Origin of the sequence: Paenibacillus brasilensis, from assembly GCF_009363115.1 — a bacterium.
GTDB lineage: Bacteria > Bacillota > Bacilli > Paenibacillales > Paenibacillaceae > Paenibacillus > Paenibacillus brasilensis.
The window spans coordinates 2,067,017-2,092,529 of sequence record NZ_CP045298.1 but is presented as its reverse complement, the minus strand read 5'-3'; the positions used below and the strand labels follow the sequence as shown (position 1 = coordinate 2,092,529).

The following is a 25,513-nucleotide window of genomic DNA, read 5'->3' as shown; positions in this document are numbered from 1 at the left end:
TGGTTAGGCGTGCTGCATACGGAATGTCTGAAACCGACCGATCCCCCTTTTTTAGAGGGTGCTGAGGGTGAGCTTTGGCATTTTATAATGAAAGCATTTCTGACTGCTGATCATGCGGTCGGGGATGCTTTTTTCGCGTTAGATATAGATGGAATTACAAGATGGAGGGGATTAATAAAATGATAAGCAATCGTAGGAGGCGTTCACGGTTTATATGTACGGGATTGATGCTGCTTATGGCCGTAATGGCTCTGGCATCATGCTCCACACCCGATCAAACGGCCGACTCTACCAAGAACGGGCAGACACCTATCCAACAGAACGCAGCGGATAAAAAGCTGGTGATGGCGTACACCTGGAAGCCGTCAGGCGTTGACCCACATGGAGATAGTAGCTGGGATGTTATGCGATCCGGTGCAGGTGAGACACTTGTCCGTTTGAATGAAAAGTTGGAGCCTGTGGCTTGGCTGGCGAAAGGATGGAAGCAGGACAGTCCTACCGTCTGGACGTTCAGCTTGCAGGATAAGGTTACTTTTCACAATGGAAAGCGTATGGATGCAGCAAGCGTGAAGGCTTCCCTGCTGCGCTCTATCGAGAAGAGCCATCTGGCAAAGGATTTACTGGATGTGAAGTCCATTGACGTAAGTGGCCCGTTGGCTTTGAAAATTACGACAAACCAGCCGAACGCGGCGTTGGTGTCCAATCTGGCTGATCCGTCAACGATTGTGCTGGACGTGGCATCTATGAAAGATGAGCAGAGCTATCCTGCGATGACCGGTGCTTTTAAAATCAAAGCATTCAACAAGGATCAATCCTTGGTCGTGGAACGCTATGACGGCTATTGGGGAGAGAAGGCTCGGCTGGCTGAAGCGACGATGAAGTTCATTACGGATGGCAATTCGCGCCTGATGGCGCTGCAATCCGGCGAGGTGGATGTAGCGACGGATATTCCGGTGGATAACGCGGAGATCTTGAAAAAAAACGACAAGCTGCAGGTGCTGTCGGCTCCTTCCCTGCGTACCCACATGATCGTGTACAATATGGAGTCGCCTGTGTTCAAGGATGCAGCCAACCGCAAGGTCGTGGATAGTCTGATTCCACGCGCATCCATTGTGAGCGCCATCATGAGGGGCTTTGGCACGGAGGCAAGCAGTCCATTTCCGAGTATTCTTCCCTTCGGGAAGGTTGAACGTAAAGCGCTGGACGGAACCCCGGAGCAATTGCTGACGAAGGATGGCTGGCAAAAGGACGCCCAAGGCACATGGACCAGGCAAGGCAAGCCGTTCGAGGTTACACTGCTGACCTTTCCTCAGCGTCCGGAGCTATCTGTGATGGCTGAGGTCATTCAGAGCCAATTGCTGAAAGAGGGTATCCAGGTCAAGATTCGCAAGGTGGAAAATATCGACGAGGCGTTAACCAAAAACGATTGGGATTTTGCCATGTACAGCATGCTGACGGCCCATACAGGGGAGCCGCAATATTTTATGGATACCTTTTATTCCTCGAAAAGCGAAGCTAACGTGAGCCGATATGTCTCCAAACCGCTGGAGAACATTCTTGGCAAGCTGAAGCTGGCGAAGAATACCGCAGAGCGCAATACGGAGACACTGCAAGCGTTAGACATCATTAATACGGATTTGCCGCAGTCGTTCATTGTGCATCCTGACAATGTATTTGGTGTAAAAAAAGGGGTGCAGGGCTTCACGCCCCATCCGATTGAATACTACTACATTACAGCGCAATCCGATATTGCGAAATAACGGGCTGTGCATCCTATGATTCGTTTTATTCTGGAACGTGCGGCGCAGCTGGTCATCATTGTATTCGCCGTCTCCACGGTGACTTTTGTACTGATGAGACTGGCTCCGGGGGACCCTGCTACCATTCTGCTTACCGCACATGATGTACCTGCCTCTGAGGAGGCGCTGACGGCGCTGCGGAAGGAGCTGGGTTTGAACGAGCCGCTTCATATTCAGTATGTGAACTGGCTGCGGGATGTGTTCACAGGGCATTGGGGCACCTCGTATGTATCCAAGGAGTCTGTGCTGGCTGAACTGTGGAACAGACTGCCTGCTACCGTAGAGCTGGCCTCGGCGGGCTTTACCGTTATGACCGTGCTGACTCTGGGGATGGGACTAGCCGCCTCGGTAAAATCCAGCGGCCCATTGGATCGTCTGAGCAGACTTTTGGCTCTGCTGGGCTCGTCCATTCCTTCCTTTTGGCTTGGCTTTCTGTTGATCTATTTGTTTTCCGTTTGTCTGGGCTGGCTTCCATCCATGGGCAGAGAGAACTGGACAAATCTAGTGCTGCCAGCCCTGACCCTTGGTGCGGGCTTGGGGGCCGTACAAGCTCGTGTGCTGCGTGCACAAATGCTGGAGCTGGGCGATCGGAATTTTGTGAAAGCGGCGAGAGCTAGAGGTTTCTCACATATGCATATTCTGTTTTTTGAGGTATTTAAGCATGCCATTCTGCCTATTATTACGCTGTTAGGTACGAATCTGTCATTTATGCTTGCAGGTAATGTTATCGTGGAGACGATTTTTTCATGGCCGGGTTTGGGCAAGTATTTTATAGATGCAATTACGCAGCGGGATTACCCGGTGATTCAAGGATATGTTATTTTTGCTTCATTTTTAATTGTAGGCGTTCAGTGTTTGGTAGATGTGGTCCAGACGGCGATAGATCCGAGGCTGCGTTTGCGTTAGGGGAGGGGCTGGAAATGAAAAGGATACGGCTTTCCTCCAAAGGAAGCTTGCTGACAGGCGGTGTGCTGTTTGGCTTGATCGTGCTGCTCGGTGTGCTGGCTCCATGGGTTGCTCCTCATGATCCTCTGAACGTGGACCTTCTGAACCGTCTGGCTCCACCGAGCCGGGAATATCCCTTTGGTACGGATCATCTGGGGCGGGATGTACTGTCACGGCTGATTTACGGAATTCGGACGAGTGTGTTAATCGCGTGTGCGATTACTGTAGCTACGCTGAGTGTCAGTCTGCCGATAGGTTTGCTCATTGGCTATGTGCGTGGGCGTGTGGATCAGCTGATTATGCGGGGAATCGACGGCGTGCTGGCTTTTCCCGATATTATTTTGACGGTGGCGATTGTAGGGATTTTGGGCCCGGGTTTTGTTAACATGACCTTGGCTATTATTGCGGTACGGTGGGCAGGCTATGTCCGCTATATCCGCAGCCTGGTTCAAAAAGCCTGTCAGGAGGACTATGTGCGATATGCCCGTCTTTCCGGCAATTCACACGTACGCATCCTGAGACGCTATGTATTACCACAAGTGCAGCCGCAGCTGTTTGTTTATGCGGTATGGGATATCGGGCGCGTGGTGCTGATGATCGCCGGGCTCTCTTTTCTTGGACTGGGTGTACAGCCACCCAAGCCAGAGTGGGGCGTGATGCTGCATGATGCAACCTCGTATTTTCAGGTGGCTCCGCATGTCATGATTTTCCCGGGCTTGGCGATTATGCTGTTTGTACTTGCGTGCCAGCTGCTGGGTGACCGCTTTTCGGAGAAGGAGGCGGCGAAATAGTGGAGGATCGGACTGACATGGGTCGAAACGATATGCTAGAGCGAGTGGACGGGCGCAAATCTCTGTTACACGTGGAACATTTGGAGATAGGCCGTACAGGAGCAGGAATAGCCATTGGGAAGGGAAAAGGTTCGGATGCAAGTAGAAAATCGGAAGCGAACGGGGAAACAACGCGGAACAGTGGACATCAACCGCTGCTGCGAGATGTGAGCTTTACTATATATCCGGGGGAAATTGTGGCTCTGACCGGACCGAGCGGATGCGGCAAGAGCCTAACTGCGCACGCAATCGCAGGCATGCTGGAGCCGGGAATCGGTGTTACGAAAGGGCATATTTACTATAACGGGGAAGACATCGTCCCGTTCCATGAACGACGCTGGCAAAGGCTGCGCCGTGAGGATATTGCTCTGCTCATTCAACAATCGCTGAGCGGGTTGAACCCGATTCGTACCGTCCGTACACAGTTGACGGATACGTTAAGGCTGCATGGGCGGCGCCAGATGCCGCATGTACAGAAGGGGGCGGGGCACGCTAATGCTGCCCCGTCCCTGGCTGCCCCGCGGCAGGCCGCCCTACAGGGCCCGCTGTCGCGGATAAGGCAGACGATAAGCCGCGTAGCTGAGATGGCTGGAGGTCGCGCGATGCAATCGCAGGAGGCTTATCTGCACGCGCTGCTCAGCAAGGTCGGGTTTGCGGACCCGGAGCGTATTTTGTCGTCGTATCCATTTGAATTAAGTGGGGGAATGTGTCAAAGAGTGCTGCTGGCGGCCATGTTAAGCTCGGGTCCGCGCCTTTTTATTGCCGACGAGCCTACTACAGCACTGGATGTCATCAATCGGGATAAGGTTCTGGCACTGCTCCAACAGCTGAGAGAGGACTTTAATCTCACCATTTTGTTGATTTCTCATGACCGTCAGGGCATAGGCCGTGTGGCAGATCGTGTGCTGGAGATGAGCCCGGAAGGAAGGATGCACGAATGATACTGGAATTGAGGCAAGTGACCAAGGCTTATCCAGTCCGCAAACGGAGGAAAGGCTGGTTCAACCAGCAGGCTGGCGAGCAGGCCGCCGTGAAGCAGGTGAGCCTGGAACTGCAACGGGGGGAATGCCTCGGGCTGGTTGGTGAGAGTGGAAGCGGCAAAAGTACGCTGGCACGATGTATTCTAGGACTGGAAACGTTGACCTCGGGGGAGATTTGGCTGGATCATCGGCCCATTCATACTGGAAGGATGAAGGATATTCATCTGTACAAGCGAATCCAGTTGGTCGCGCAGGACTCGTCTTCCTCGCTGCATCCCCGTATGACTATTCGGGATATTTTGCTGGAGCCGATCCGCAACTATTTTCCTGAGCGAAAAGCGCAAGCGCTGGATATTTGCCTATCCCTGCTGGAATCGGTAGGCTTGGAGGCTGACAGCCTGGAGAAATATCCAACGCAGCTAAGCGGCGGACAAAAGCAGCGGGTATGCATCGCCCGTGCGCTGGCGGTGGAGCCGGAAATCATCCTGTTCGACGAATCGGTCGCTAATCTCGATACGGCAACGCAGTCCTCCGTGCTCGACGTGCTCAAGAAAGTGCAGATAGAACGCCAGTTATCCTACCTTTTCATCACTCACGATCTTCAATCCACCCGCCCGTTTTGTGATCGGATTGCTGTTATGTATCAGGGTGAAATCGTGGAAATATTCAAGGATGGGGATCAAAGCCTGCTAGAGCATGAATACACGCGCGCCTTATTTCAGACGTTAGCGGTCGAAAATTAGAACGGGTAACTTCAAAGGGTTCCTTTTGTGCAGCATATGGATAAGTAATTGAAATCAAATTTATCTGTTGTATTATTTGAATAACCCGCTATAATATAAAATCATAGTAAATCACTTGGATTAAGAAGGGACATCACATATGAAAAAATCTGCTTTTGTTGCAGCGCTTGGCCTTTCTCTTGTGTTACTGACCGGAGCCTTGAGCGGATGTTCCTCGAAGGAAGCGGCATCGGGGGATAAGGTGATCTATGTCGGCACACAAAATGACTACCCGCCATTTGCTTTTGTGAATGATAAAAATGAACTGACCGGATACGATGTGGACGTCATTAAGGAGATTGACAAGAAGCTGGACGGCTACAAGTTTGAGTTTGTACCTTCGGGCTGGGATGCCATATTCCTTGCACTGGATGCGAACAAAATTCAGGTGGTGGCAGATGAAGTTGCCAAAAATCCCGAGCGCGAGCAAAAATACCTGTTTTCGGATGAATCCTACTTCCAGGCGCAATCCGTCATTGTTGTGAAAAAGGGTAGAACCGATATTCATTCTCTCAAGGATTTGGAAGGCAAGAAGGTGGCCGCCTCGGTAGGTGATTCCTACACACAATTGCTAGAGCAGTATAATGCGAAGAACGGAAATAAAATCATTTTGAAATATAATGATACAGGCACTTCGTCCGACAACCTGCAGGATGTGCAAAATGGCCGGGTGGATGCCTATGTGAATGATCCGGTTATGGTGGCGGCAACGATTAAAAAGGAAGGCTTGCAGGTGGAAGCTGTGGGCGATCCGGTACAAAGTGACAACATTAACCTGGTGCTCAAAAAGGATAAGCAGGGTGAGGAGCTGAAAGCGAAAATCGACCCGATTATTAAAGAGCTTAAAACAGACGGAACGCTGAAAAAGCTGTCTGAACAATGGACAGGCGGAGAATTTATTCCTCAGTAACAACAATGTAAAGGGTAAAGTGGGGTACCTATGGAAAAGCTGTTTGACCTTGATTATATGCTGAAAAGCCTTCCCCAGATTGTGGAGTATCTCCCCGTAACACTCTGGATTGCGTTATTGTCCATGCTGCTGGGTTCGATCATCGGGTTGGCCACGGCCTTAATTCGGATATACAAGGTGCCTGTTTTGGCACAATTGTCTACGCTGTATGTCTCCTACATCCGAGGAACGCCGCTTATCGTGCAGTTGTTCCTCGTATATTACGGAATACCCAAGTTTCTGTATTATTTTCAGAGCGAATATGGGTTCTTGCAGCAATTTAATGTCTACGTGATTCCACCTGAGCTGTTCGCGCTGCTGTCATTTTCGTTGAACCTCGGGGGGTATCTGTCGGAGACGTTCCGGGCGGCGATTAATTCAGTCGACCGGGGCCAATTTGAGGCTGCCAATTCCATCGGGATGAGTCAGACGCAGATTATGCTCAAAATTGTACTACCACAGGCGTTAACGGTAGCTTTGCCCAATCTGGGGAACACGCTGATTAGTACGGTGAAGGATACATCTTTTATTTTTATGATCGGTGTCGTCGATATGATGGGACAAGCCAAAATTATGGGTGCGCGGGCGCTGGCTTTCTTTGAGGTGTATGTTGCGGTGTCTCTAATCTACTGGCTGGTGTGTATCATTATCGAACGCGGGCTTGTCGTGCTGGAGAAGCGGATTCGAATTTACGAAAGAAGTGAGTAAGGGCATGATTCAACTTCATCAAATCCATAAGCATTTTGGACAGCATCATGTGTTAAAGGGTATAGACCTGACCGTAGGCAAGGGAGAAGTTGTGGTGATCCTGGGCCCGAGCGGATCGGGGAAGTCCACGCTGCTGCGCAGTATTAACTTTTTGGAGCAGCCGACGAGCGGTATCATTGAAATTGACAATGTAAAGGTAGATGCGACCAAGGCGAGTAAAAAGGACATTCTCGGGCTGCGTATGGCAACGGCGATGGTATTTCAGCAATACCAGCTGTTCAAAAACCTGAATGCACTCCATAATGTGATGATCGGTCTGACCAGTGTAAAAAAGCTGGATCGCAAGCAGGCGAGGGAGATCAGTGAAGGAATTTTGGAAAAGGTCGGATTAAAGGATCGCATGAGCCACTATCCTGCCCAGCTTTCGGGTGGACAGCAGCAGCGTGTTGCCATAGCCCGGGCTTTGGCGCTGAATCCGCAAGTGCTGTTGTTCGACGAACCGACTTCCTCACTCGACCCTGAACTGGTGGATGAAGTGCTGTCTGTCATTCAAAAAGTAGCAAGTGAAGGCAATACGATGATTATTGTCACACATGAGCTTGGTTTTGCGAGGGATGTAGCGGATCGGGTCGTGCTGATGGAGCATGGCGTCATTGTGGAGCAGGGTCCGGTGGAGCAGTTTTTCACCAATCCGAAGGAAGAACGGACCCGCCAGTTCCTGGGGAAAGCGTTGGGACAAAGAACACTACAGGTGCAACCGGTAACTCCGTAAAATGTCGCAGAATAAGGGTAGGTCAAGAGTGGTTGTCTTTAGAGTAAGTGTTGTTTATAGAGTAAAAAGCACGCTAGACCCATCGCGGGAGAAATGAGAACCTGCGTTTGTCTGACGTGCTTTTTTGGCACCATCCTTCAACAATTCTTTTCCATAGCAAAGTAGCTTATCACACTTATTCATGATAAATTCTAAAAACAATAAAGTGAAGATGTAATCGGGAAGGAACATTGGCACATGAAAAAGGTTTTGTTCATCAACACAGGTGGAACGATTTCTTCCTCCTACCAGGAAAACGGCCTGACTCCGACCCAATCGGCTGAGAATATTCTGGCGGAAATTCCGGAGCTCAAGGAAATTTGCGATATTGATGCCCACAATCTGATGAGCATTGATAGCACCAATACACAACCGGAGGATTGGGCTTCAATTGCCCGGATGGTACACCGTTCCCTCGATCAATACGATGGTATCGTCATTGCACATGGCACGGATACAATGGCTTATACAGCTTCTGCCTTGAGCTTCATGCTGGGAAGCGTAGACAAGCCCGTCGTTGTGACAGGTTCACAGGTGTCCATTTTGGCCGAGCACAGCGATTCCAAAAAAAATGTAATCGACTCATTCCTGACCGCATGTGGCGAGGTGGCAGGGGTTTTTGTCGTATTTAACGGCAAAATTATTAACGGCAGCCGCAGCTCCAAAATCAGAACACGCAGCTATAATGCTTTTGAGAGTATTAACTATCCATACATTGGACTCGTGGAGAACGGCAAGGTGGTCTATTCGGACGGCGTATTTGCTAATCGTAGTACCATTCGCTACCCGTATAATGACGGGTATGCTGCGGAGGTATTTTTGCTCAGGCTGATTCCGGGTACGAATCCGGCGATTTTTGATGCTATTCAGAGCTTAGGCTATAAAGGTATCGTCATTGAGGGCTTTGGCATGGGCGGCGTACCTTTCAAGGAAAGAAGCCTGATCAGCAAAATCGAGGAATTGATGAAGGACGGCATGAGTATTGTCGTGACTACTCAATGTCCCTATGAGGGCGGGGATCTGACGATTTACGAGGTCGGGCAGAAGGTACTGGAGAAGGGTGTTATTCCGGGGTATGACATGACTACGGAGGCGCTTGTAACAAAAATGATGTGGGCGTTAGGCCAGACCACCGACCCCGCAGGGGTAGCCAAGATTATGGCAACCAACTATGTGGACGAAGTTTCCTTGCCTACGGACACAACCTCCCTGTAAGGGAGGTTGACGACCGTAACTGCTGGAGACATCGGGTTAACGCTAAGATTGCTCTAATCTATGCTTAATCTTAATAGCCATTTCCAACGATTGAATGGCTTGTTCCAGTGGAATCAGGCATTCCGCATGCCCATCAAAGCATTCAAGGCCATGATCCAGACTTTTTTCGTACGGATTGGCGGATTCGAGGTTGATTTTTTGCTGCCCTGATGCGGTATACTCATATAATGCAGTAGATATAGGATCATTTTCGTTGCTTTCATGGAATACCAGCTTGGCCTTTTCAAAGTAAGCTTCATAGGCTACCGTGAATGGATAGCTTGCCGGCATATGGGAAGAGGCAATGACTTCTGTGAACGTATCCTGCGGCTGAAAATAAGCCCGGACCTGCGCCTGTTCAGGATGGGCAACCTCTGTACCCCAGACCGTGCATGGGTCACAGGGGCCCAGCAGCCATGCCAATAAATCCAGTTCATGAATCATGAACTGAGTAGGGATGGAGCTTAGTCCAAGATCGCCCCACAAGGGAGGCGTTTCCCTTTTCAAGGACAAGGAAATAAGCTTCCCGTACTTTTGCTGACGATGAGCCTCGTACAGATAGGTATAGGCAGGATCAAACTTAATGAACTGGTTGACCAGAATCTTTTTACCATATTGCTTTTCAGCTTGTTGCATAAGCAGAGCGTCTTCGAGGTCAAAGCAAACCGGCGTTTCACAAAACACATGCTTTCCGCGCTTGAGCGCAGCAATGGCATATGACTTATGCAGGTGGGAGGGCAGGCACAGATCGACGATATCCACGTCTGAATCCAGCAAAATATCCTCTATATTTTGTGTGACTTCAACGTTCAGTTCCTCTCTCAGCTTTTGCAGCTCAAGCTGGAATCATAGCGAACAGGCTGGAAATCATCCAGTCCGTGCAGGGAGAGGGTTATTTAGATCTGACAGTCAATATGTATAGTTATGAAGCGGCTTGCCGCGATGCTATGGATTGGATCGGCCGGGGTGAGATTATGGAGCCTGCGGCACTTCGACAGTTTGTGAAGGAACAAATCAGCCGACTCCAAAAGCTATATGCAGGAATTTAGAAAAACACCTGCCCACGGGCAGATGCTTTTGCTTGTTAAGTCCAGGCCCAGAGGAATCCATCACGGTCCCAGGCTATTCTGCCGCCATGAAGCTTGCGGAATGCTTTTTTGATTTCTTTTTCCAGAGATTCATGACCATGCTCGCTTATAAACACATACTGCTCTCCATACGCAGAGCGTACATATGCAATTGCATCTTCCTGCTTCAGGGTGCCTACTTCACGGATCTGCGCGACCATCCATTGTGCGATTTGTTGTTCTGTTGTAGGGGAATTGTCCATTTTTTTGTATCCTTTCCTGCATACCGATTGAGTGCAGCCGTTCGGCTCACCTCCCCGTAGTATACGGCAATTCGGAGAATTATTGAAATTTTTGAAATAAATTCACCTGGGCGGTTGGCGAAGTGGGCTTTCTTTTGTATAATTAAGGGAATATTCACGGGAATTTTCTTTTTTTTATTGAAACATGTAAGTAATCCCTGGGGGTGCCTGATTTGAAGGAAACAACCACAATTCGCGCAGAGCTGGAGCAGTATATTAGACGAGAAGGAATTACGATTAGCAAGTTTGGGGAGAACACAGGTATTAATGCAGGAACGATCAGTGCCATCATTAACGGCAATCGGCCGATCGCGATGCTCCTGTTGGATCGGATTGCCGCAGGCATGGGGCTTGAGGAAGGGAGCCTCTATGAGTTGTATATTGATGAGTTTATACGGAATACAGCACCGAATTGGCGACGGGTTCGTCCATTTTTGCATCGCTGTGCAGAGCTGAACAAACTGGATTGTATTAAGCAGGTCGTGGAGTTTATGATGGACTATCTCATATACGCCCCGGCTTTATTTGAGACGGCAGAAGAGCTATTCGGAAAAGGCAAGTACGAGGCTGCGGCCATTATCTATAAAAATGTTTCAGAAAGCGAGAAGTACCAACATTCCGAGCGTCTGGCTCTTTGCCAGTATCGGTTATTTACGATTGCCATTGGTGATGATCAGGACGAAACTTTATGGGCGGCTACACACTTTGAAAGCTTTGTGGACCGACTGGGTGAAGCAGACCAGCTGGATGCCTTAAGAGACCTGGCTAATACCTATGCCTCCTTGCGACGTTGGGATAAAGTAGAATGGCTGGCTGAGAAAATGTGTCAAAAAGCCAAGGTGCAATACGAACAAAAATATGGAAATACCAGAAGATCAGAGCGTGGCAAGGAACCCAAGAGTCCTTTGTTTATGTATATTGTATACTCTTATGTGCTGCGCGCCGGGGTATGTGATGAGCGTGGGGATTATCAGAAGGCACTGGAATATGTATCCTTGTACTCGGATTTGAGCTGGGTAAAAGAGGACACGGAAGAAGCACGTCGTTTGAAGGCCCTTTGTAGCAACTGGGCTGAGGCCAACGGGTATCTCTATCAGTTGATGTCCGGCAGCCTGGATGTAATTCCACAGTATGTAGACTATTTGGAGAAAAACGAAGGCGAAATTCTGGCAGGGCTGCATAAAATTATGGTGGCGGCCAACCGTTACGATTTTAATGTCGATCATGTACTGCAGCGTTTTGAAAAACAAATTGAGGCATTAGCAGATCAGCATGCCAAGTTAGGAACCTATACAGAGCAAATGTCAGCAGATCTCTATGCACGATTTTTGGCAGAGATGGCTTGTTATGATCTCAATAAAGATCGTTATACCAAAGGAATGAAATTCTTGCTGGAGAGCCTTTCTTATTCCGTAATGCTGAATGGTAATCCTGTCACCATCAAATGTGTGGGATTATTCGAAAAGTATCGGCATACTGCTTCTTCTGAGGACAAAGAGGAATATAAAAACTTACTTGGAGAGGTAGAGTACATCCATGATAAAAAAGATCGTTTTTTCTCTGCTCGCATTTAATGTTTTTATCCTATTGAATTCTCCACTCGTTACCCCACCACTAGAAGATCCTAGCGAGGTTCACAGTCATGGATTGGGAGGGTGGAACTCTTCATCTATTGATACGTCTGTTTGAAAAGCTCTGGATAGCGGTATCCCAAAAGGTATTCTCTTGTAAAGAGGATACCTTTTTTGGATCTTGCCCTTACACTCGAATGACTGCTTGGCTCAAGGATTGGCGGATGGAGGTAAAGCGGGTGGAAACCAGACGTGACGCAGATCCACCCAGCCCTGGCTATTAAAAGATACGCCACGCACAGAGGGGAGATAGGCCGTCTGAACGGGTTTTTCGTATAAAATATGCAGTTGATGCTCCTGGATAAGCCGTGTTTCAATATGCTCGAATTGACGTGCCCTGATGGTATGATCGGCTTCGCGTGCAATTTCACGCAGCAGTCTTTCGATATCGACGCGACTATGCGGCTCCACGTGCCCGGACACATTGAGATACAGATCAAATAAGCGCAATTGCTCATCACGATCACGAAATAGAGAGAAGATGATCAGATCCGACTCCATGCGAATTGATGAGCTTTTAAACTCATTCATGGACGCGGCTACGATATTACAGGTATACCCCCAGGCTTCTAGCCGGGTCGCGACCCGGTCTGCATCCGCTCTATACTCGGGAATAGTGGCGATTTGCAACGCCGCCAGTGATTCATATGCATCGTCAGACGCCCCCACCTCTTGGGAAGAAAGGCTGCGCTGCTCCAGGCACGCTACGATTCGGGCGCGCACGTCCGGATTGCGTAGCGGCCCATCCTTGTGTGTATTGCATGTGATAAATTTGCGTACCGAGGCCGCCGAGTGAATTTGGCTCCATGCGGCATCTGTACCTCCCGCCGATACTGGATTGTGGATGATATGAAATGAAGAAGCGATATCCTCCATATCCGACGATTCCATCTTGGCCGCCCACGGGAGCTGTACGATCTCCACTCGATCCAGATGTGCCCGGCCTTGAAAATAAGGCGCAAAAGCTTCCAGCGTACAGAGGCTTTCATTCATCTCTGTGACCTTGAACGCGCCTGTACCGACAGGTCGGATGCCAAAGGCAGCCTCTCCAGCCTGATTCAGCTCACGCGGCACAATCGCAGCCCGACTGGTACACAGAAAGGACAGAAACAGCTCGTTCGGCTCCTTCAGCTCGAAGCGTACCATGGTCGGACTTAGTGCCTGTACGTGCTGAATTTGCCGGACGATAAAATGGTACAGTCTCCTTCCCGGCGCGCGACGCAGTCGCTCAAAGGTATAAACGACGTCATCAGCGGTTAATATTTTGCCGTTATGAAACAGCACTTCCTTGCGCAGGAAAAAGGTCCACTGTGTACGGGTGGCGTCGACCTCCCAGGCATGCGCCAGCCCTGGCAAAATCTCGCCGCTTTCATTCGCGCGGCGGGCCAGCCCATCAAAGACGTGGCTGGATACGAAGGACTCGGCCAGCCAGTTCAAATACAGCGGGTCCAGCGTATAGAGCTGCTGGCGAATAGGCAGACGCAGCGTGTCGATCTGCTGCTGATCGCTGCGCACCTCCGCGTGATGGCCGAAGTAATTCAGCAGCCAGCCCTGCAAATGCTCCTGCATTGTGGAGGAGCGTGAATGGGCCCGGATTTCATCCAGCGCACGCTTAATGTCATGGCGGTCAATGGCCTGCATCATGGACTGCACGGCAATGTCCTCCGGCTGGATCAGAAAGCGCAGGCTGGAGCGGCGGCCCCGGCCCCGGCGGGGAGTCCATTGAATCCAGTCATGCTGCTCCATTTTCTGGACGATCATCAAGGCGTTGCGATGGGTGCAGTCAAAAATAGCCGCCAGCTCATCCAACGTAATCTCCACGGTATGATTCTCATTTTTATCGTCAGCGGTGTGTGAGTGAAGCTGCAAAAATTGGGCATGAAGTTTCATTCATAGTCGCTCCGTTTCCTTTATACGTAATTAAGGCGCACCTGTTTTTATAAAATAGGAAATTTTGTTCCGATTAATTTCTCTTTATCTTCTTATTTTATCATCTACAATAAGGGTTATAAAGCATATTTGTGGAGGTATTTACCATGCATGACAAGATGAGTGGAACGTCTTTGCCGGAACCGTCGTTTTTGTCGGCCTTTGCTGGTGCAATTGTGTTAGCGCTGGTTCATCAATATCTGTTTTACGGACATGGGCTGGGCGTGTCTATGCCTATTTTTGTCATTGTATTTTACGCCTATATGTATGTCTTCAATCGAGATCGCATCCAACTGGGTTCATGGATAGGGCGTTTGCTGTCTGTCACCATTATCATGCTGGCATTGACGTATGCACTGTTCAATAACCCGGTTCTATATGTGTTAAATGCGCTGGCTATACCTGCTCTGATTAGCGTACATATGGTGCTGCTGTTGGGGGAGAAGAGGTATGGCTGGTCGGAGCCTGGCATGATCGGTCAGGCGTTAAGCCATTGGTTTTATCAAAATATGCGCCATATCGTGACTCCGTTTCGTATGTTCAAAAGGGCAGCCTTTCGGAATGTTAAGGATGAGCGTAAGCGTGTATTGGGCAAGGTGATGATCGGTTTGCTCATCGCCTTGCCGTTGCTGTTCATCATTGTATCCCTGCTGGCTTCGGCAGATGGAATGTTTGAGGAGCTATTATCCGGCATACCTGCATGGATTGGAACGTGGTCCTTTGGAAGCGGGATGCTGCGGCTGATCTGGACCTGCTTTTTTACCTTCTGTTTCTTCTGTTATTTGTGGGGATTCGTACAGCCCGCCCCGCGCCAAACAGAGAGGGAAATTCAGTCATCAACAGTACCTTATCACGAGCCAGTAGCAATCAAGTTTGATCCAGTCATCACGGCTACCGTGCTGATCGTCATGAATCTGGTGTATGTCGTGTTTGTGGTGCTTCAGTTCGGGTATTTGTTTGGTGCATGGGAAGGAGCTTTACCCGAAGGAACCTCGTATGCAGAATATGCAAGAAGGGGATTCGGGGAGCTGGTTATGGTAACAGGTATCAATTTTGTGTTGATGATCAGTGTGTTGAAGTGGACTGAATTCAGCTCCAGCCTATTGCAAAAAATCAACAGCGGTCTGCTGTATATACTCGTTGGCTGCTCGGGTGTGATGCTCTATTCAGGATATACCCGGCTGGTGATGTACGAAGAAGCATACGGTTATACGTACACCCGTTATCTGGTACACGCGTTTATGATTTTTCTGGGCTTGCTGCTGCTCATTGCAGCTGTTCGCATTCAAATCCGCCAGCTGCCGTTGGCGAAATATTATATTGTACTTGCGCTGGTGGCTTATGTCGTCGTGAACTATGTGGGGATTGATGTACGTATTGCCGAAAATAATCTCGAACGGTATCGTACGACATCGGTGATAGATAAGGAATACCTGAGTGGGTTATCGGCGGATGCCATTCCGTTATTAATTGAATTTAGCCGTAAGGAACACGGAGCGATGGATGAGTCCCTACAAGGGCGTCTGATAAGCATGACAAGGGAGGAAACGGCCTGGCCTGCGTTCAATTGGGCTACGTATCGAGCGCGGCAGGAGCTGCAGGATTATATTTTGGAATGAGAGGTGCTTGAGAGTGATCGGAACAGATGCAGTACAAGGGATGGTATTGGAGCTACAGGATGAAATGTCACAGTATCGGTATCAGTTTGGTACACGACGGAACCAGTTTATCACGGAGGCTTTGTCCTGCGGAATGAGTGAGGCAGAGGCTGACTCCTATGCGATCCAGAGCATTGGTCCGGTCATTCCCGTCGTCAGCATGCCTACGTTAGCTCCCGGTAAAACCCGGCCGCTTAGTCCGCTGCTGGCAGCCCGGTACCGCTATGTGGGAGACTGGAAGGACATCGGTGAGCATCTGCCCCTGCCTGATGAAATTCTGCGGATCGCAGGTACAGAGCAATTTCGCAGCTGGATCAGCGATATGCGGAATTACTGGGTAGAATCGGCTCCTTACCGATTTGGTGATGATCGTCTTTCGCTGCTGTCGGTTGCCAATGAGGAGGAAGGTCACTTTTCCATGCTCGTCTGGAAGGAGTCTGGTGAAGAACCGGAGGTATGGACGTATGCTTCCCAGCATGAGTATCGTTTCAGTCATTTGCTCCACTGGTTCAAGTGGCTGAACGGGCGGAGTGAAGAATGAGGGGTACAGATGATGAAAAGGAATCGTAGTTGGATCGTGCTATTTATCGGCATTGCTCTGATGGTGGGAGTTGCAGACTATTTTATACAGGCTAAGCAGACTACTCCAGAGCTTATCGTACCAACCGTAATCAGTAAAGAAAGTCTTCATTTAATTGATGATACGTTTGTAAATGATGCAGACAGGTGATCATTATGCGCTTTGCTGGTAATTTCCTTTCCGGCAAGGCGTTTTATATTTTTCAACCCTGTATACAAAGAAAGGAGCCTTTAGGAAAGGCTCCGGCTACACGCTGTTTCTCATACTAGAGTTTACTGGTTATCCCCAAACCAGATGTTTTCAGTTCCGGTTCGAGTGTCTGTCCATACGCATACAAGACGGTCTATCTGTGGAACAACCGCATTTCCAATGTAGTCCCCAAATAGGGTAAGGCCCGCAACACTGAATGAAGTCGTCGTAATGCGAGTGTTTGTAAACGTATTTCCGCCATCCCTGGATGTAGCAAGAAAAACGTCAAGATCAGGTGGATTGACTCGATTGGTGTAATAGGAAACAAACACCGCCCCATCCGATGGGGAAACCGTGATGGCCGGAAAAAAGTTCTGCGATCCCACCGGACTGTCTGCAATGGGTTTTGGCGTCCCCCAATCTACGCCAAAGTTTTCAGAGACAGAGAGGAAGATATCGGAATAGCCTTGCCGAAAGTCTTGCCATACGGCGTAGACATTTCCTCGCGTCGCCGGTGCGTTTGAGATGTCACCCGCCATGGAAGGGTATGTCAGGCACCTGAACTGGTATCCTGGCAGCGGCGAAGGTGGAACAACGACAGGCGCAATCCTGGTTTCAACTCCGAATGATGTTCCACCGTCTAGTGATGTACGAGTATTAAATTCACTTACACCGGGAGGTTGGGTAATCCATCCCGCGACAAGAATCCCATTTAATGTGATTGCCATCCCGGGGAACTCTTCAAATTCGTTGACTGAGGAGAGGAGGATCGGCCCGGAGTACGTACTGCCCCCATCTTGGGAGCGATTGAAGAATATTGTATTTCCAGGTATAAATTGCGTGTTGTAGTCGTGTGTATAACCGGCATAAATGTTCCCAAAAAACGGGCTGGACCCGGCCTTATCGGTGGTAATAATCACCTGATCGTCATTGACAAACTGCCCAAATCCTTGGTTCACAATGACAGGCGGCCCGAACAAAGATGCGTTATCGTTGGATATATAAGTCACAATTGTACCGCTGAGACCGTCGGCGTCAAAGGCATGTGCTGCGACGACAAATGAATTGGGATATAGATAATCAATATGTGGCGACTCGATGCCAGCGAACCCGGTTGGGATCGGAAGTATTGTTGTGCTCCATGTTGTACCAGCATCTATTGACTTGTACAAGCCAATAGCCGCTGGTCCTGTTCTTAAATCTACAGCAACTACTACCATAACAGAGGGATTCAGCCAGTTTACCGCGATGGATGGCTCAAACTGGCTACTAGTACTTGGCGAGATTTGTAAGTTTGCCATGGCGGCTTCTCCTTTTTGTACAAGAGTAATAGCAATTGTTATAACTTATGGGTTAAGCTGTGCAATTTGGGTGAGTTCTTGTTGCAGCACTTTTTGGTAATGAATTACGTTTCCGGATGAATCCGTTCCAAATACATTAATGACTGTATCCGTAGGAACTGTTCCTGTAACGAGAAACTGAACCTCGTAAGCAAAATTGCCTGCAATGTTGAAGTTAAGAAGTTGACTCGTGTTGGCATTGATATTTAGTGAACTGGCATAAATCAGCGTTTTACTCGCCATGCTGTTCCAAACGTAGATGTGATACACAACGTTAGATGAGAAACTAAGATTATCATTGTCAATGTTAATTGCAAGATTCGTTGCAGAAGTTACAGTTCCCGTATTCGTAATGATGCCCGTTGTAAACGCCATGAAAAACAACACCTCTCTATTCGTTTTTATTAGTATATGAAGTACGAGTTTATATGGTTTGGACAATACCACCTGTATCTCTTTTTCCTGTTGCTTGAGATTTTTTTCGTAATTTCGTTGTTAAATGAAGCCCGAAATCACCCTAATAGTTGAGAGGGAATTGAGGCTAACATCATTTCCTCTACAACTTATATTCAGGGGGAATTTTCAATGGCTAGAAGTGCAAGCACCTATGCATCTGTAATTGACGGTTTTAAGGTAGAAACGAACAAAAAGTACTCACCTGTAGGTGGAACAAAGTGTAATATTTTTGCTCAGGATGTGATGTCCGCTATGTCGGCTGACTTACCGAGTGGCTTAGCCAATCAAATGGCGGATGCTTTATCTGGTAACAATACACAGGGGTGGTACTCCGTAACCTTTCAGAATGCTCAAAAAAGAGCAAATCTCGGGTATCCTGCCATCGGGATTAAAAAAGAGGACGGGCATGGTCACGTCGTCGTTGTCAGACCGAAGGTGTCATCAATCACGATTTTAAAAGAGGTACAAATTGCTCAGGCGGGGACCAAAAATTACAATAGTAATACCATAAACTACTCGTGGGTGGCGGCAGATCTGCCTGGAGTGAAATTCTACACACACGACTAATGATTCCAAGGCAATAACGTATTGACCCCGGAGGGAGATCCATTCGATCTGCCTCCGGGGTCGTCTTTTTATTTTGAAACGGAATGTTTGGATACAATGAACGCTTTACCTGGCTTGATAAAGGCCACAGCATAGCCATTGGAGAAGGAGGAGGATTCCGCCTTATACTCAAGCTTGGTCAGCAATTGGCCTTGACGATTGATGTAACCGAATTTCCCGTCTGAGACCGATGAATGTGCCTGTTTACCCACTAAAGCCAAGCCTTCCTTGAATGGGAACGCGATATCATATTTTTGTTGATATTTAATGACCAAGGCTCCGCTTTTATCAATAAAGCCGACCTCGTTTTTCGCATTTTTTACACTCGCCAGGCCTTCACTGAAATCCTGGGCATCGGTAAATTTAAAGGGAATAACGACTTTTCCCTGTTTGCTGATGAAGCCCCATTTTCCTTTGGCATTTTGTACAGGAGCCAGCCCTTCCGAAAAGTCTCCTCCAGATTTATATTGAAGAGGAATAACCTCTTTTCCTGTGGTATTTATATATCCGTACAGTCCTTTGCTATTCTGGACAATAGCCAAGCCATCCGAAAAATTCCGACTATATTTGTATTTATAGGGAATCGCTAATTGACCGGAAGCATTAATAAAACCAGCCTTGCCTGTGTTAGGAGCGTAGACAAGCGCCAGGCCGTCCGAAAATAGATATTCTGATCCATAGTTTTCTTTTAATGGAATAAGGATTGTTCCTGTACGATCAATGAGGACATTTTCTTTGGTGGAGGCTATGGTGATCTTGGCTTTTCCTTCGCTAAACGAATTAGCTTCGGTATATTGGCAAGGAATGACCAGTATCCCTTTGGTATTCATATACCCATAGAGATTGGTTTTTGTATTTTTCACGACGGCTCGCTGCTCATGAAAATCACCAATGGGTTTCAGCTCGGCGGGAAGAGAGAAAGCCTTTTCTCCTTTGGTATTATAAAACACAAGTTTTCCAGCGGATGTTTCAGCGGCTAATAGGCCATCATGAAAAGCACCATCGCTTAGGGGCCGAGCAACGTTGTAATCCAGCGGTGTTTTAGAAACTTCAATGGCTGTTGCACTGCTGGGAGCAGCCCACCCCGTTCCCGAAACGATAACGCTGGTACATAGAATCAATATAGCTAATCCGAACTTTTTTAACATGCATAAGCTCCTTTGCAAGTTGATTTACCATAATATAGACGAAAAATATGTAAGAATGTTTCTTGAAATTCTATATTTTTCTAATTTTCGCGGGACAGAGGAAAAGGGGAATGGACAAAAAGATTTGCTTTCAAGTATGATGCATCCTAATCATTATCCTAAAAAACAGAGAGGGGGCTGCCCCAAAAGCAGATTTTTCATTACTAAGGACAGTCTCCTAAATGAAAAATCGAAAACCGGACTGGGCAAGGGGCTGATCCTTACTGGTCCGGTTGTTTTTTTCGTCCACTTACCGAGTTGCCAGCTCTCTTTCCACCATTTAGTGGTTAATCAACAGGCGTGATTGAACAAATTTAGCTATGAGCTTCCGCTCAAGCAGGTTGGCTGCTACACGTTCTGCTGCCCGATACGTCATGTTCATTCGACGTTTCCGGCGAATGCTGGCTTGAAGGCCTAGCTTTTGCATAAAACGCAATATCTTCTTATGGTTCATCCACACGCCTCATCCTGCAACAAGAACAACTGGAGCTGGCGATAACCGTACTTCCCATCGTAACGTTGATGTACTCTACAGATGAGGTGTTTGGCCTCGGCACCACGGTCGTTCCCTTTTCGCTTTAAATACGCATAGTATCCACTTCTTCCAAACACTTTTTTAGCAGTCCATGCAATCCATGCAGTTCAGCGGCGGATACGGAGCCTACAATCAGCCGATGAGTCAGCCATACTACAACGCGGTAAGCCCGCAAAGATCTATGTAACAGCAGCCGCATCAAGTGGCTGAGAACAGGGCATACGGCATGACTGTATGTCTTGTTTTTTTGACATTAAAGAATTTATAAGTTTAGGGGTTCCCCAAGGCTTTTTGCAGGAAAGATAAAAAGATATTGACAGTGCTGTGAAGTCTCTTGCAGGAATCAACTTTTTTGTATACAATTACGACGAGTTGATTGAGTTAACTAAATTTGATTAACTCAACTTTCAGGTTATTATCCAGGGAGGGAGGTAATCCTTATACGATGTCATACTTATCTTTTACAGACGAGGATCACCTGATTATAAAGTCTTATGAAGCTCTGGTCTATGGGATTGCGGACTACTTAGGACCGGAATGCGAAGTCGTTCTGCACAGCCTGCACGATTATAATCAGTCCGCAGTCGTAATCGCCAACGGTCACCATTCCGGAAGAAAGATAGGCGCTCCTATTACCGACTTGGCCTTGCGTATGCTTAAGGAGCTTGAGAATTCAGGCGCTAAACAATCCAAAAGCTACTTCACCCGCGGCAAGAACGGTCAGCTAATGAAGTCCAGCACCATCGCTATTCGGGGGAAGGATAATAAAATTATCGCCTTGTTGTGCATCAACATGAATCTTGACGGTTCCCTGTCAAACTTTCTTAACATCTTTTCGCCGAATCAACTCCTATCCCCTGAAAACAATGTGAAAGAGAATTTCGCTAACTCAGTGGAGGATCTGCTGAAGAACACCATAGAAACGACGATTCACGAGGTCGACACTTCCCAAGAGATCCCGCATCATAATCGAAATAAAGAAATCATCAGGCTGCTCTTAGAACGCGGCGTCTTTCAAATGCGCGATTCCGTGGCTATCGTTTCCAATGCGCTTAAGATATCAAAGCACACGGTTTACTTGCATTTAAGAAATTATAACAACAATCAAGGGGAAGACTAATTTTCTAATCAACAAAAAGAAAACGCATACATGAATCAATAGTTTAGGCATTATTCAGCTATAAAGCTCCAAAAGGCATGAAGGCTACGGGCGCCCTTGCCGGTGCCGCATGTGCCGCCTTCCTGGTAGAAGCCTTCCAGAAGTATGTCGGCGGAGATCTGCTCGGAATCCCGTTTTTAGGAAAAATCGGTGACGTCGCATATATTCCCTGATGATGGGTGCCGCTTGTGCCGGAATAGGCATGCTGCCCGGTTTGGTCGCCGGGTATCTAGTGGCGTTCCTGGTAAAGTATATCGAGAAGAAAATGCCGGCAGGATCCCAGAACCTTCAAGATGGTTACTGGAGAGCTAAACTAACTATCAAATAAAACGTAAGAAGCTTTGACTCCGGTTGGGATCGCTTTTTTTAAGTAATTCAACCAGCATTTCCGATGACTTCTTTACGCTTTCCGTGCGGCGGCGAAAGCCAATTGCCCGCTTGTCTATCAATTATGGGGGTGCTTATATGAACATGAATGTAATACCTATTAAAGAAAAAGAGGTTGTTAAATACAAAAGTTGTTTTGATGTGATTGGGCCGGTAATGATAGGTCCTTCAAGTTCACATACTGCAGGTGCTTTAGCTATTGGAATAGTTGCCAGTAAATTATTTCAAGGTATTCCAAGAAAAGTCGTGATAAGGTATTATGAGTCATTTGCTGAAACCCATAAAGGACACGGAACTGATTTTGCAATTATTGCTGGGATATTAGGATTTGCTGCCGATGACAGCAAAGTACCAGATGCTATTAAAATAGCAGAATCTAAAGGAATTGACATTACCTTTATTGAAAAAGCAGGTGATAGTCCTGCTGGTCACCCAAATACGGCAGACGTATATTTAGAGAATGAAAGTCGAAGTATTAGAACGATGGGTATTTCGGTCGGCGGCGGATTAATTGAAGTCAAACATGTTGAAATTGACGGATTTAGCATAGATCTGCAGGGGCCATTGCCAGTTATTATTGCGATTTCCGAAAGAGCTGACTTTAAAATTGTCTTACGCAGGATCTTTAAACAATATGATGTGGAAATTAACAACTTCCATAGTTTGGAAGAAAACAGAAAATATTTATATGCATTCGCTTTGGATTCGCTATTGCCTGGTGATGTTCAGAAGGAATTGGGAAGTTTAAGCAGCATAGCTAATATCATTATTCTTTAGTTACATTAAGAGGTGAAAAAATATGTATATGACCATAAAAGAAATTGTAGATGCAGCTAATAAAAGGAAAAAGCCAATTTATGAATTAGCAATCGAACAGGAAATCGAACAAACTAAAGCCTCTTATGAAGAAGTTTGGGGTAAAATGGAAAAAAATTTAGCGGCTATGGAAAATTCGATAAATAATAGTATCGAGGGCGACGGGGTATTTTCTCCGACCGGTTTAACCGGAGGTGATGCTGTTAAAATAAAAAAATATCGAGAAAATGGAAAAACTCTTTCTGGAGATTTGATGGTGTCAGGGGTTCAAAGTGCTATCGGTGTTAATGAAGTAAATGCTTCATTAGGAGCTATTTGTGCAACTCCAACAGCAGGTGCGAGTGGGACGATCCCGGGAGTCCTATTTAGTATTAAAGATACGTTGCAGTTAAGCCATGAGGATATGGTCCATTTTCTATTCACTTCATCTTTATTTGGAATGATAGTCGCAAATAATGCTTGTATTTCCGGAGCGTACGGAGGATGTCAAGCTGAAGTAGGCAGTGCCTCAGCAATGGCGGCTGCGTCAGCGGTAGAAGCTGCCGGAGGAACGCCACAGCAATCTTCTGAAGCTTTCTCAACCGCATTACAAAATTTACTCGGTTTAGTTTGTGATCCAGTCGCTGGTTTGGTAGAAATTCCTTGTGTAAAGAGAAACGCCGTTGGAACGGCAAATGCTTTAGTAGCAGCGGACATCGCATTAGCTGGCGTAAACAATATCATCAATGCTGACGAAGTTATTGAAGCGATGTATAGAGTTGGAAGACAGATGCCTCGCGAATTAAGAGAAACAGGTTTAGGCGGAATTGCGGCCACACCTACAGGGATTGCTATTAAAAGTAAATTTTTGGAGAGAAACAATTAAAGAAATAAAATTAATTTTTTTTGTAAATGCTAATAATTCCATCGGGTTGATGCCCAGCGAATTTTTCGATTTTGATCAACTTAAGAAGGACCCGGATGTGGCGCACCTTGTAAGCAATTCATTTTTCAAGAATGGTCTATATCCCTAAGCCTTAAAAGAGAGTAAGATAGGGATACAAGGAGGAATTATTATATGAATGGGAATACTGCAAAAAAAGTAGAATTTCAACCTGAAAATACTGCAGTAAAAAATGGGAAATATCCAGACCCTAAAAAGTGGCATAAACAGGATACTACCTGGGCATTGAGCCTTTTTGGAACAGCAATTGGAGCAGGAGTACTCTTTTTACCTATTAATGCAGGTTCAGGTGGTTTATTGTCATTACTGTTAATTACTATACTTGCATTTCCTGTAATGTATTTTTCACATAGGGCGCTTGCTAAAATGATAAACGCCTCCAATGCTGGAAATGATGGGATTATAGGTACAATAAGGGAGTATTTCGGAAATAAGGCAAGTATAATTTTTAACATAGTATATTTCTGCTCAATTTATACTATTGTGCTGATGTATTCGGTTGCACTTACAAATACTGCAAGTAGTTTTATCGTGCATCAATTACACATGGCGGAGCCTCCAAGGGCCATTTTATCGCTTGTATTAGTACTCGGTCTTATAGCTATACTAAATTTTGGTCAAGATATCACTGTAAAGATAATGAGCATGCTAGTATATCCTTTTATAGTTTCTCTACTTTTTATCGCAATATCTTTGATTCCACAGTGGAATACGTCAATGCTTAGTTTTTCAAGTGTTTCTACTGCTTCAACAGGATCGGGATATTTTGGAACGATATTGATGATACTACCAATCATAGTATTCTCGTTTAATCATTCTCCTATTATTTCGTCATTTGTTACGAAACAGAGAGCTACCTATGGAACATTAGCTTCTGATGCCAAATGTGCTCAAATACAGAAAGTTTGTTATATCATGACATTCGCTGTTGTTATGTTCTTTGTTTGGAGCAGTGTCTTGAGTTTGACTCCAAATGATCTTACAATGGCAAAAGAACAGAACTTGTCAATTTTATCATATCTTGCTAATCGGCTTAATTCGCCTCTAATCACTATTGCAGCTCCTATCATTGCTTTTATGGCCATAACAAAGTCCTTCCTTGGCCATTATATAGGGGCATATGAGGTAATGCGTGACGTGATTATCAAGTTCAGTAAAACACGCGGAAAAAATGTAGAAGAAAAAACAGTTAAGACAATGATCCTTGCTTTTGTCGTATTATCATGCTGGTATGTTGCTTATGCAAATCCAAGTATTCTTGGAATCATTGATTCCCTTAGCGGTCCGTTAGTTGCTGCTATCTTATGTCTATTACCAATGTATGCGATCCGTAAAGTACCAGTACTAGCTAAATACAAAGGGAAAGTGAGTAATGTATTTGTCATTGTTATAGGTATACTTACTGTCCTAGCAAGTATTAAGTCATTATTCTAATTCACTATTGTTGGTTCTAGTGCAAAAATAGTGGGATATGAAAAAAAGAACGAAAGATTCCTAGTGGAATTGAATTTTATTAATAGAAGCGGAGACACGCTTAAGAAGAACATGCTGAATCTGGATCAGCTATTTCACCGGTAGTTTTTGCAATTTTATGTATTTTTGAAATATTCCACATTCTAAGCTGCTTTATAGGGGATTCCCTTGGAAGCAGCTTTTTTGTGTCCTACATG

Annotated in this window: 26 protein-coding genes and 2 pseudogenes; 21 read left to right on the top strand and 7 right to left on the bottom strand. The window is 46.7% G+C overall.

The genetic code is table 11. From position 1 onward, the window contains the following. Positions 1-9 precede the first annotated feature (9 nt). From GCU48_RS26875 to GCU48_RS09715, 10 genes are all read left to right on the top strand, one after another. Complete coding sequence (locus GCU48_RS26875) at positions 10-183, top strand: hypothetical protein (protein ID WP_155983939.1); 174 nt, start codon at positions 10-12, stop codon at positions 181-183. After that, positions 180-1,760 (top strand): ABC transporter substrate-binding protein, encoded by a 1,581-nt coding sequence (locus GCU48_RS09755; RefSeq protein WP_152379875.1) that lies wholly within the window; start codon positions 180-182, stop codon positions 1,758-1,760. The genes GCU48_RS26875 and GCU48_RS09755 overlap by 4 nt, the downstream gene beginning before the upstream one ends. 15 nt (positions 1,761-1,775) lie before the next feature. Further along, entirely contained in the window at positions 1,776-2,705 is a 930-nt protein-coding gene (nikB, locus tag GCU48_RS09750; protein WP_152379874.1) for a nickel ABC transporter permease, read from the top strand. Between the two features lie 14 nt (positions 2,706-2,719). Then, entirely contained in the window at positions 2,720-3,535 is an 816-nt protein-coding gene (gene nikC, locus GCU48_RS09745) for a nickel transporter permease (RefSeq protein ID WP_152379873.1), read from the top strand. After that, the gene (locus GCU48_RS09740; protein WP_370880940.1) at positions 3,535-4,515 is read left to right on the top strand and encodes an ATP-binding cassette domain-containing protein; all 981 of its coding nucleotides are present in this window, start codon (positions 3,535-3,537) and stop codon (positions 4,513-4,515) included. Before nikC ends, GCU48_RS09740 begins: the two co-directional genes overlap by 1 nt. Further along, on the top strand, positions 4,512-5,297 hold the full coding sequence (locus tag GCU48_RS09735; RefSeq protein WP_152379872.1) for an ABC transporter ATP-binding protein: 786 nt from the start codon (positions 4,512-4,514) through the stop codon (positions 5,295-5,297). The genes GCU48_RS09740 and GCU48_RS09735 overlap by 4 nt, the downstream gene beginning before the upstream one ends. Positions 5,298-5,436: 139 nt before the next feature. Then, entirely contained in the window at positions 5,437-6,246 is an 810-nt protein-coding gene (locus GCU48_RS09730; protein ID WP_025717031.1) for a transporter substrate-binding domain-containing protein, read from the top strand. A gap of 30 nt (positions 6,247-6,276) precedes the next feature. Next, positions 6,277-6,993, top strand: coding sequence for an amino acid ABC transporter permease (locus tag GCU48_RS09725; RefSeq protein ID WP_025717032.1), 717 nt, complete (start codon positions 6,277-6,279; stop codon positions 6,991-6,993). Positions 6,994-6,997: 4 nt separating this feature from the next. Continuing rightward, on the top strand, positions 6,998-7,765 hold the full coding sequence (locus GCU48_RS09720; RefSeq protein ID WP_152379871.1) for an amino acid ABC transporter ATP-binding protein: 768 nt from the start codon (positions 6,998-7,000) through the stop codon (positions 7,763-7,765). Between the two features lie 237 nt (positions 7,766-8,002). Continuing rightward, a complete protein-coding gene (locus tag GCU48_RS09715; protein WP_152379870.1) occupies positions 8,003-9,019 on the top strand; it encodes an asparaginase in 1,017 nt (338 codons plus the stop codon). Between the two features lie 42 nt (positions 9,020-9,061). On the opposite strand, the gene GCU48_RS09710 is transcribed toward GCU48_RS09715, so the two are convergent. Continuing rightward, a complete protein-coding gene (locus tag GCU48_RS09710) occupies positions 9,062-9,835 on the bottom strand; it encodes a Gfo/Idh/MocA family protein (RefSeq protein WP_244316175.1) in 774 nt (257 codons plus the stop codon). Positions 9,836-9,936: 101 nt separating this feature from the next. Between GCU48_RS09710 and GCU48_RS09705 the strand changes: the two genes are divergently transcribed. After that, positions 9,937-10,107, top strand: coding sequence for a WYL domain-containing protein (locus tag GCU48_RS09705; protein ID WP_244316173.1), 171 nt, complete (start codon positions 9,937-9,939; stop codon positions 10,105-10,107). Between the two features lie 35 nt (positions 10,108-10,142). Here GCU48_RS09705 and GCU48_RS09700 read toward each other — a convergent pair whose 3' ends face one another. Beyond that, a complete protein-coding gene (locus GCU48_RS09700; protein ID WP_025717036.1) occupies positions 10,143-10,388 on the bottom strand; it encodes a DUF6953 family protein in 246 nt (81 codons plus the stop codon). 212 nt (positions 10,389-10,600) lie between these two features. Between GCU48_RS09700 and GCU48_RS09690 the strand changes: the two genes are divergently transcribed. Continuing rightward, entirely contained in the window at positions 10,601-12,001 is a 1,401-nt protein-coding gene (locus tag GCU48_RS09690) for a helix-turn-helix domain-containing protein (RefSeq protein WP_152379869.1), read from the top strand. Between the two features lie 207 nt (positions 12,002-12,208). Here GCU48_RS09690 and GCU48_RS09685 read toward each other — a convergent pair whose 3' ends face one another. Continuing rightward, entirely contained in the window at positions 12,209-13,948 is a 1,740-nt protein-coding gene (locus GCU48_RS09685) for an ABC transporter substrate-binding protein (protein WP_152379868.1), read from the bottom strand. A gap of 146 nt (positions 13,949-14,094) precedes the next feature. On the opposite strand from GCU48_RS09685, the gene GCU48_RS09680 reads away from it, so the two are divergent. The 3 genes from GCU48_RS09680 to GCU48_RS09670 are packed head-to-tail and all read left to right on the top strand — an operon-like array spanning position 14,095 to position 16,375. Further along, the gene (locus GCU48_RS09680; RefSeq protein ID WP_152379867.1) at positions 14,095-15,606 is read left to right on the top strand and encodes a DUF4153 domain-containing protein; all 1,512 of its coding nucleotides are present in this window, start codon (positions 14,095-14,097) and stop codon (positions 15,604-15,606) included. 13 nt (positions 15,607-15,619) lie between these two features. Beyond that, a complete protein-coding gene (locus GCU48_RS09675) occupies positions 15,620-16,186 on the top strand; it encodes a hypothetical protein (RefSeq protein WP_025717040.1) in 567 nt (188 codons plus the stop codon). A gap of 9 nt (positions 16,187-16,195) precedes the next feature. Further along, positions 16,196-16,375 (top strand): hypothetical protein, encoded by a 180-nt coding sequence (locus GCU48_RS09670; RefSeq protein WP_152379866.1) that lies wholly within the window; start codon positions 16,196-16,198, stop codon positions 16,373-16,375. A 122-nt stretch (positions 16,376-16,497) separates the two neighbouring features. Here GCU48_RS09670 and GCU48_RS09665 read toward each other — a convergent pair whose 3' ends face one another. Continuing rightward, positions 16,498-17,715 carry a sialidase family protein gene (locus GCU48_RS09665; protein ID WP_152379865.1) on the bottom strand — a complete coding sequence of 406 codons (1,218 nt, stop codon included), beginning with the start codon at positions 17,713-17,715 and terminating at the stop codon, positions 16,498-16,500. A gap of 45 nt (positions 17,716-17,760) precedes the next feature. Then, positions 17,761-18,129, bottom strand: coding sequence for a hypothetical protein (locus tag GCU48_RS09660; protein WP_152379864.1), 369 nt, complete (start codon positions 18,127-18,129; stop codon positions 17,761-17,763). 210 nt (positions 18,130-18,339) lie between these two features. On the opposite strand from GCU48_RS09660, the gene GCU48_RS09655 reads away from it, so the two are divergent. Then, positions 18,340-18,777 carry a hypothetical protein gene (locus GCU48_RS09655; protein WP_152379863.1) on the top strand — a complete coding sequence of 146 codons (438 nt, stop codon included), beginning with the start codon at positions 18,340-18,342 and terminating at the stop codon, positions 18,775-18,777. A 68-nt stretch (positions 18,778-18,845) separates the two neighbouring features. On the opposite strand, the gene GCU48_RS09650 is transcribed toward GCU48_RS09655, so the two are convergent. Further along, positions 18,846-19,964 (bottom strand): WG repeat-containing protein, encoded by a 1,119-nt coding sequence (locus tag GCU48_RS09650; RefSeq protein WP_152379862.1) that lies wholly within the window; start codon positions 19,962-19,964, stop codon positions 18,846-18,848. A 319-nt stretch (positions 19,965-20,283) separates the two neighbouring features. Then, a complete protein-coding gene (locus GCU48_RS26870; RefSeq protein ID WP_167518674.1) occupies positions 20,284-20,457 on the bottom strand; it encodes a hypothetical protein in 174 nt (57 codons plus the stop codon). 526 nt (positions 20,458-20,983) lie between these two features. On the opposite strand from GCU48_RS26870, the gene GCU48_RS09645 reads away from it, so the two are divergent. From GCU48_RS09645 to GCU48_RS09625, 5 genes and pseudogenes are all read left to right on the top strand, one after another. Then, positions 20,984-21,658 (top strand): helix-turn-helix transcriptional regulator, encoded by a 675-nt coding sequence (locus tag GCU48_RS09645; RefSeq protein WP_025717045.1) that lies wholly within the window; start codon positions 20,984-20,986, stop codon positions 21,656-21,658. Positions 21,659-21,708: 50 nt separating this feature from the next. After that, positions 21,709-21,974: pseudogene (locus tag GCU48_RS27825) on the top strand (PTS sugar transporter subunit IIC); the annotation flags it as partial. A 188-nt stretch (positions 21,975-22,162) separates the two neighbouring features. Beyond that, on the top strand, positions 22,163-22,861 hold the full coding sequence (sdaAB, locus tag GCU48_RS09635) for an L-serine ammonia-lyase, iron-sulfur-dependent subunit beta (protein ID WP_152379861.1): 699 nt from the start codon (positions 22,163-22,165) through the stop codon (positions 22,859-22,861). A gap of 22 nt (positions 22,862-22,883) precedes the next feature. After that, positions 22,884-23,773: pseudogene (gene sdaAA, locus GCU48_RS09630) on the top strand (L-serine ammonia-lyase, iron-sulfur-dependent, subunit alpha). A 184-nt stretch (positions 23,774-23,957) separates the two neighbouring features. After that, positions 23,958-25,277: an aromatic amino acid transport family protein gene (locus GCU48_RS09625; RefSeq protein WP_152379859.1), complete on the top strand. Its 1,320-nt coding sequence runs from the start codon at positions 23,958-23,960 to the stop codon at positions 25,275-25,277. Positions 25,278-25,513: the final 236 nt, after the last annotated feature.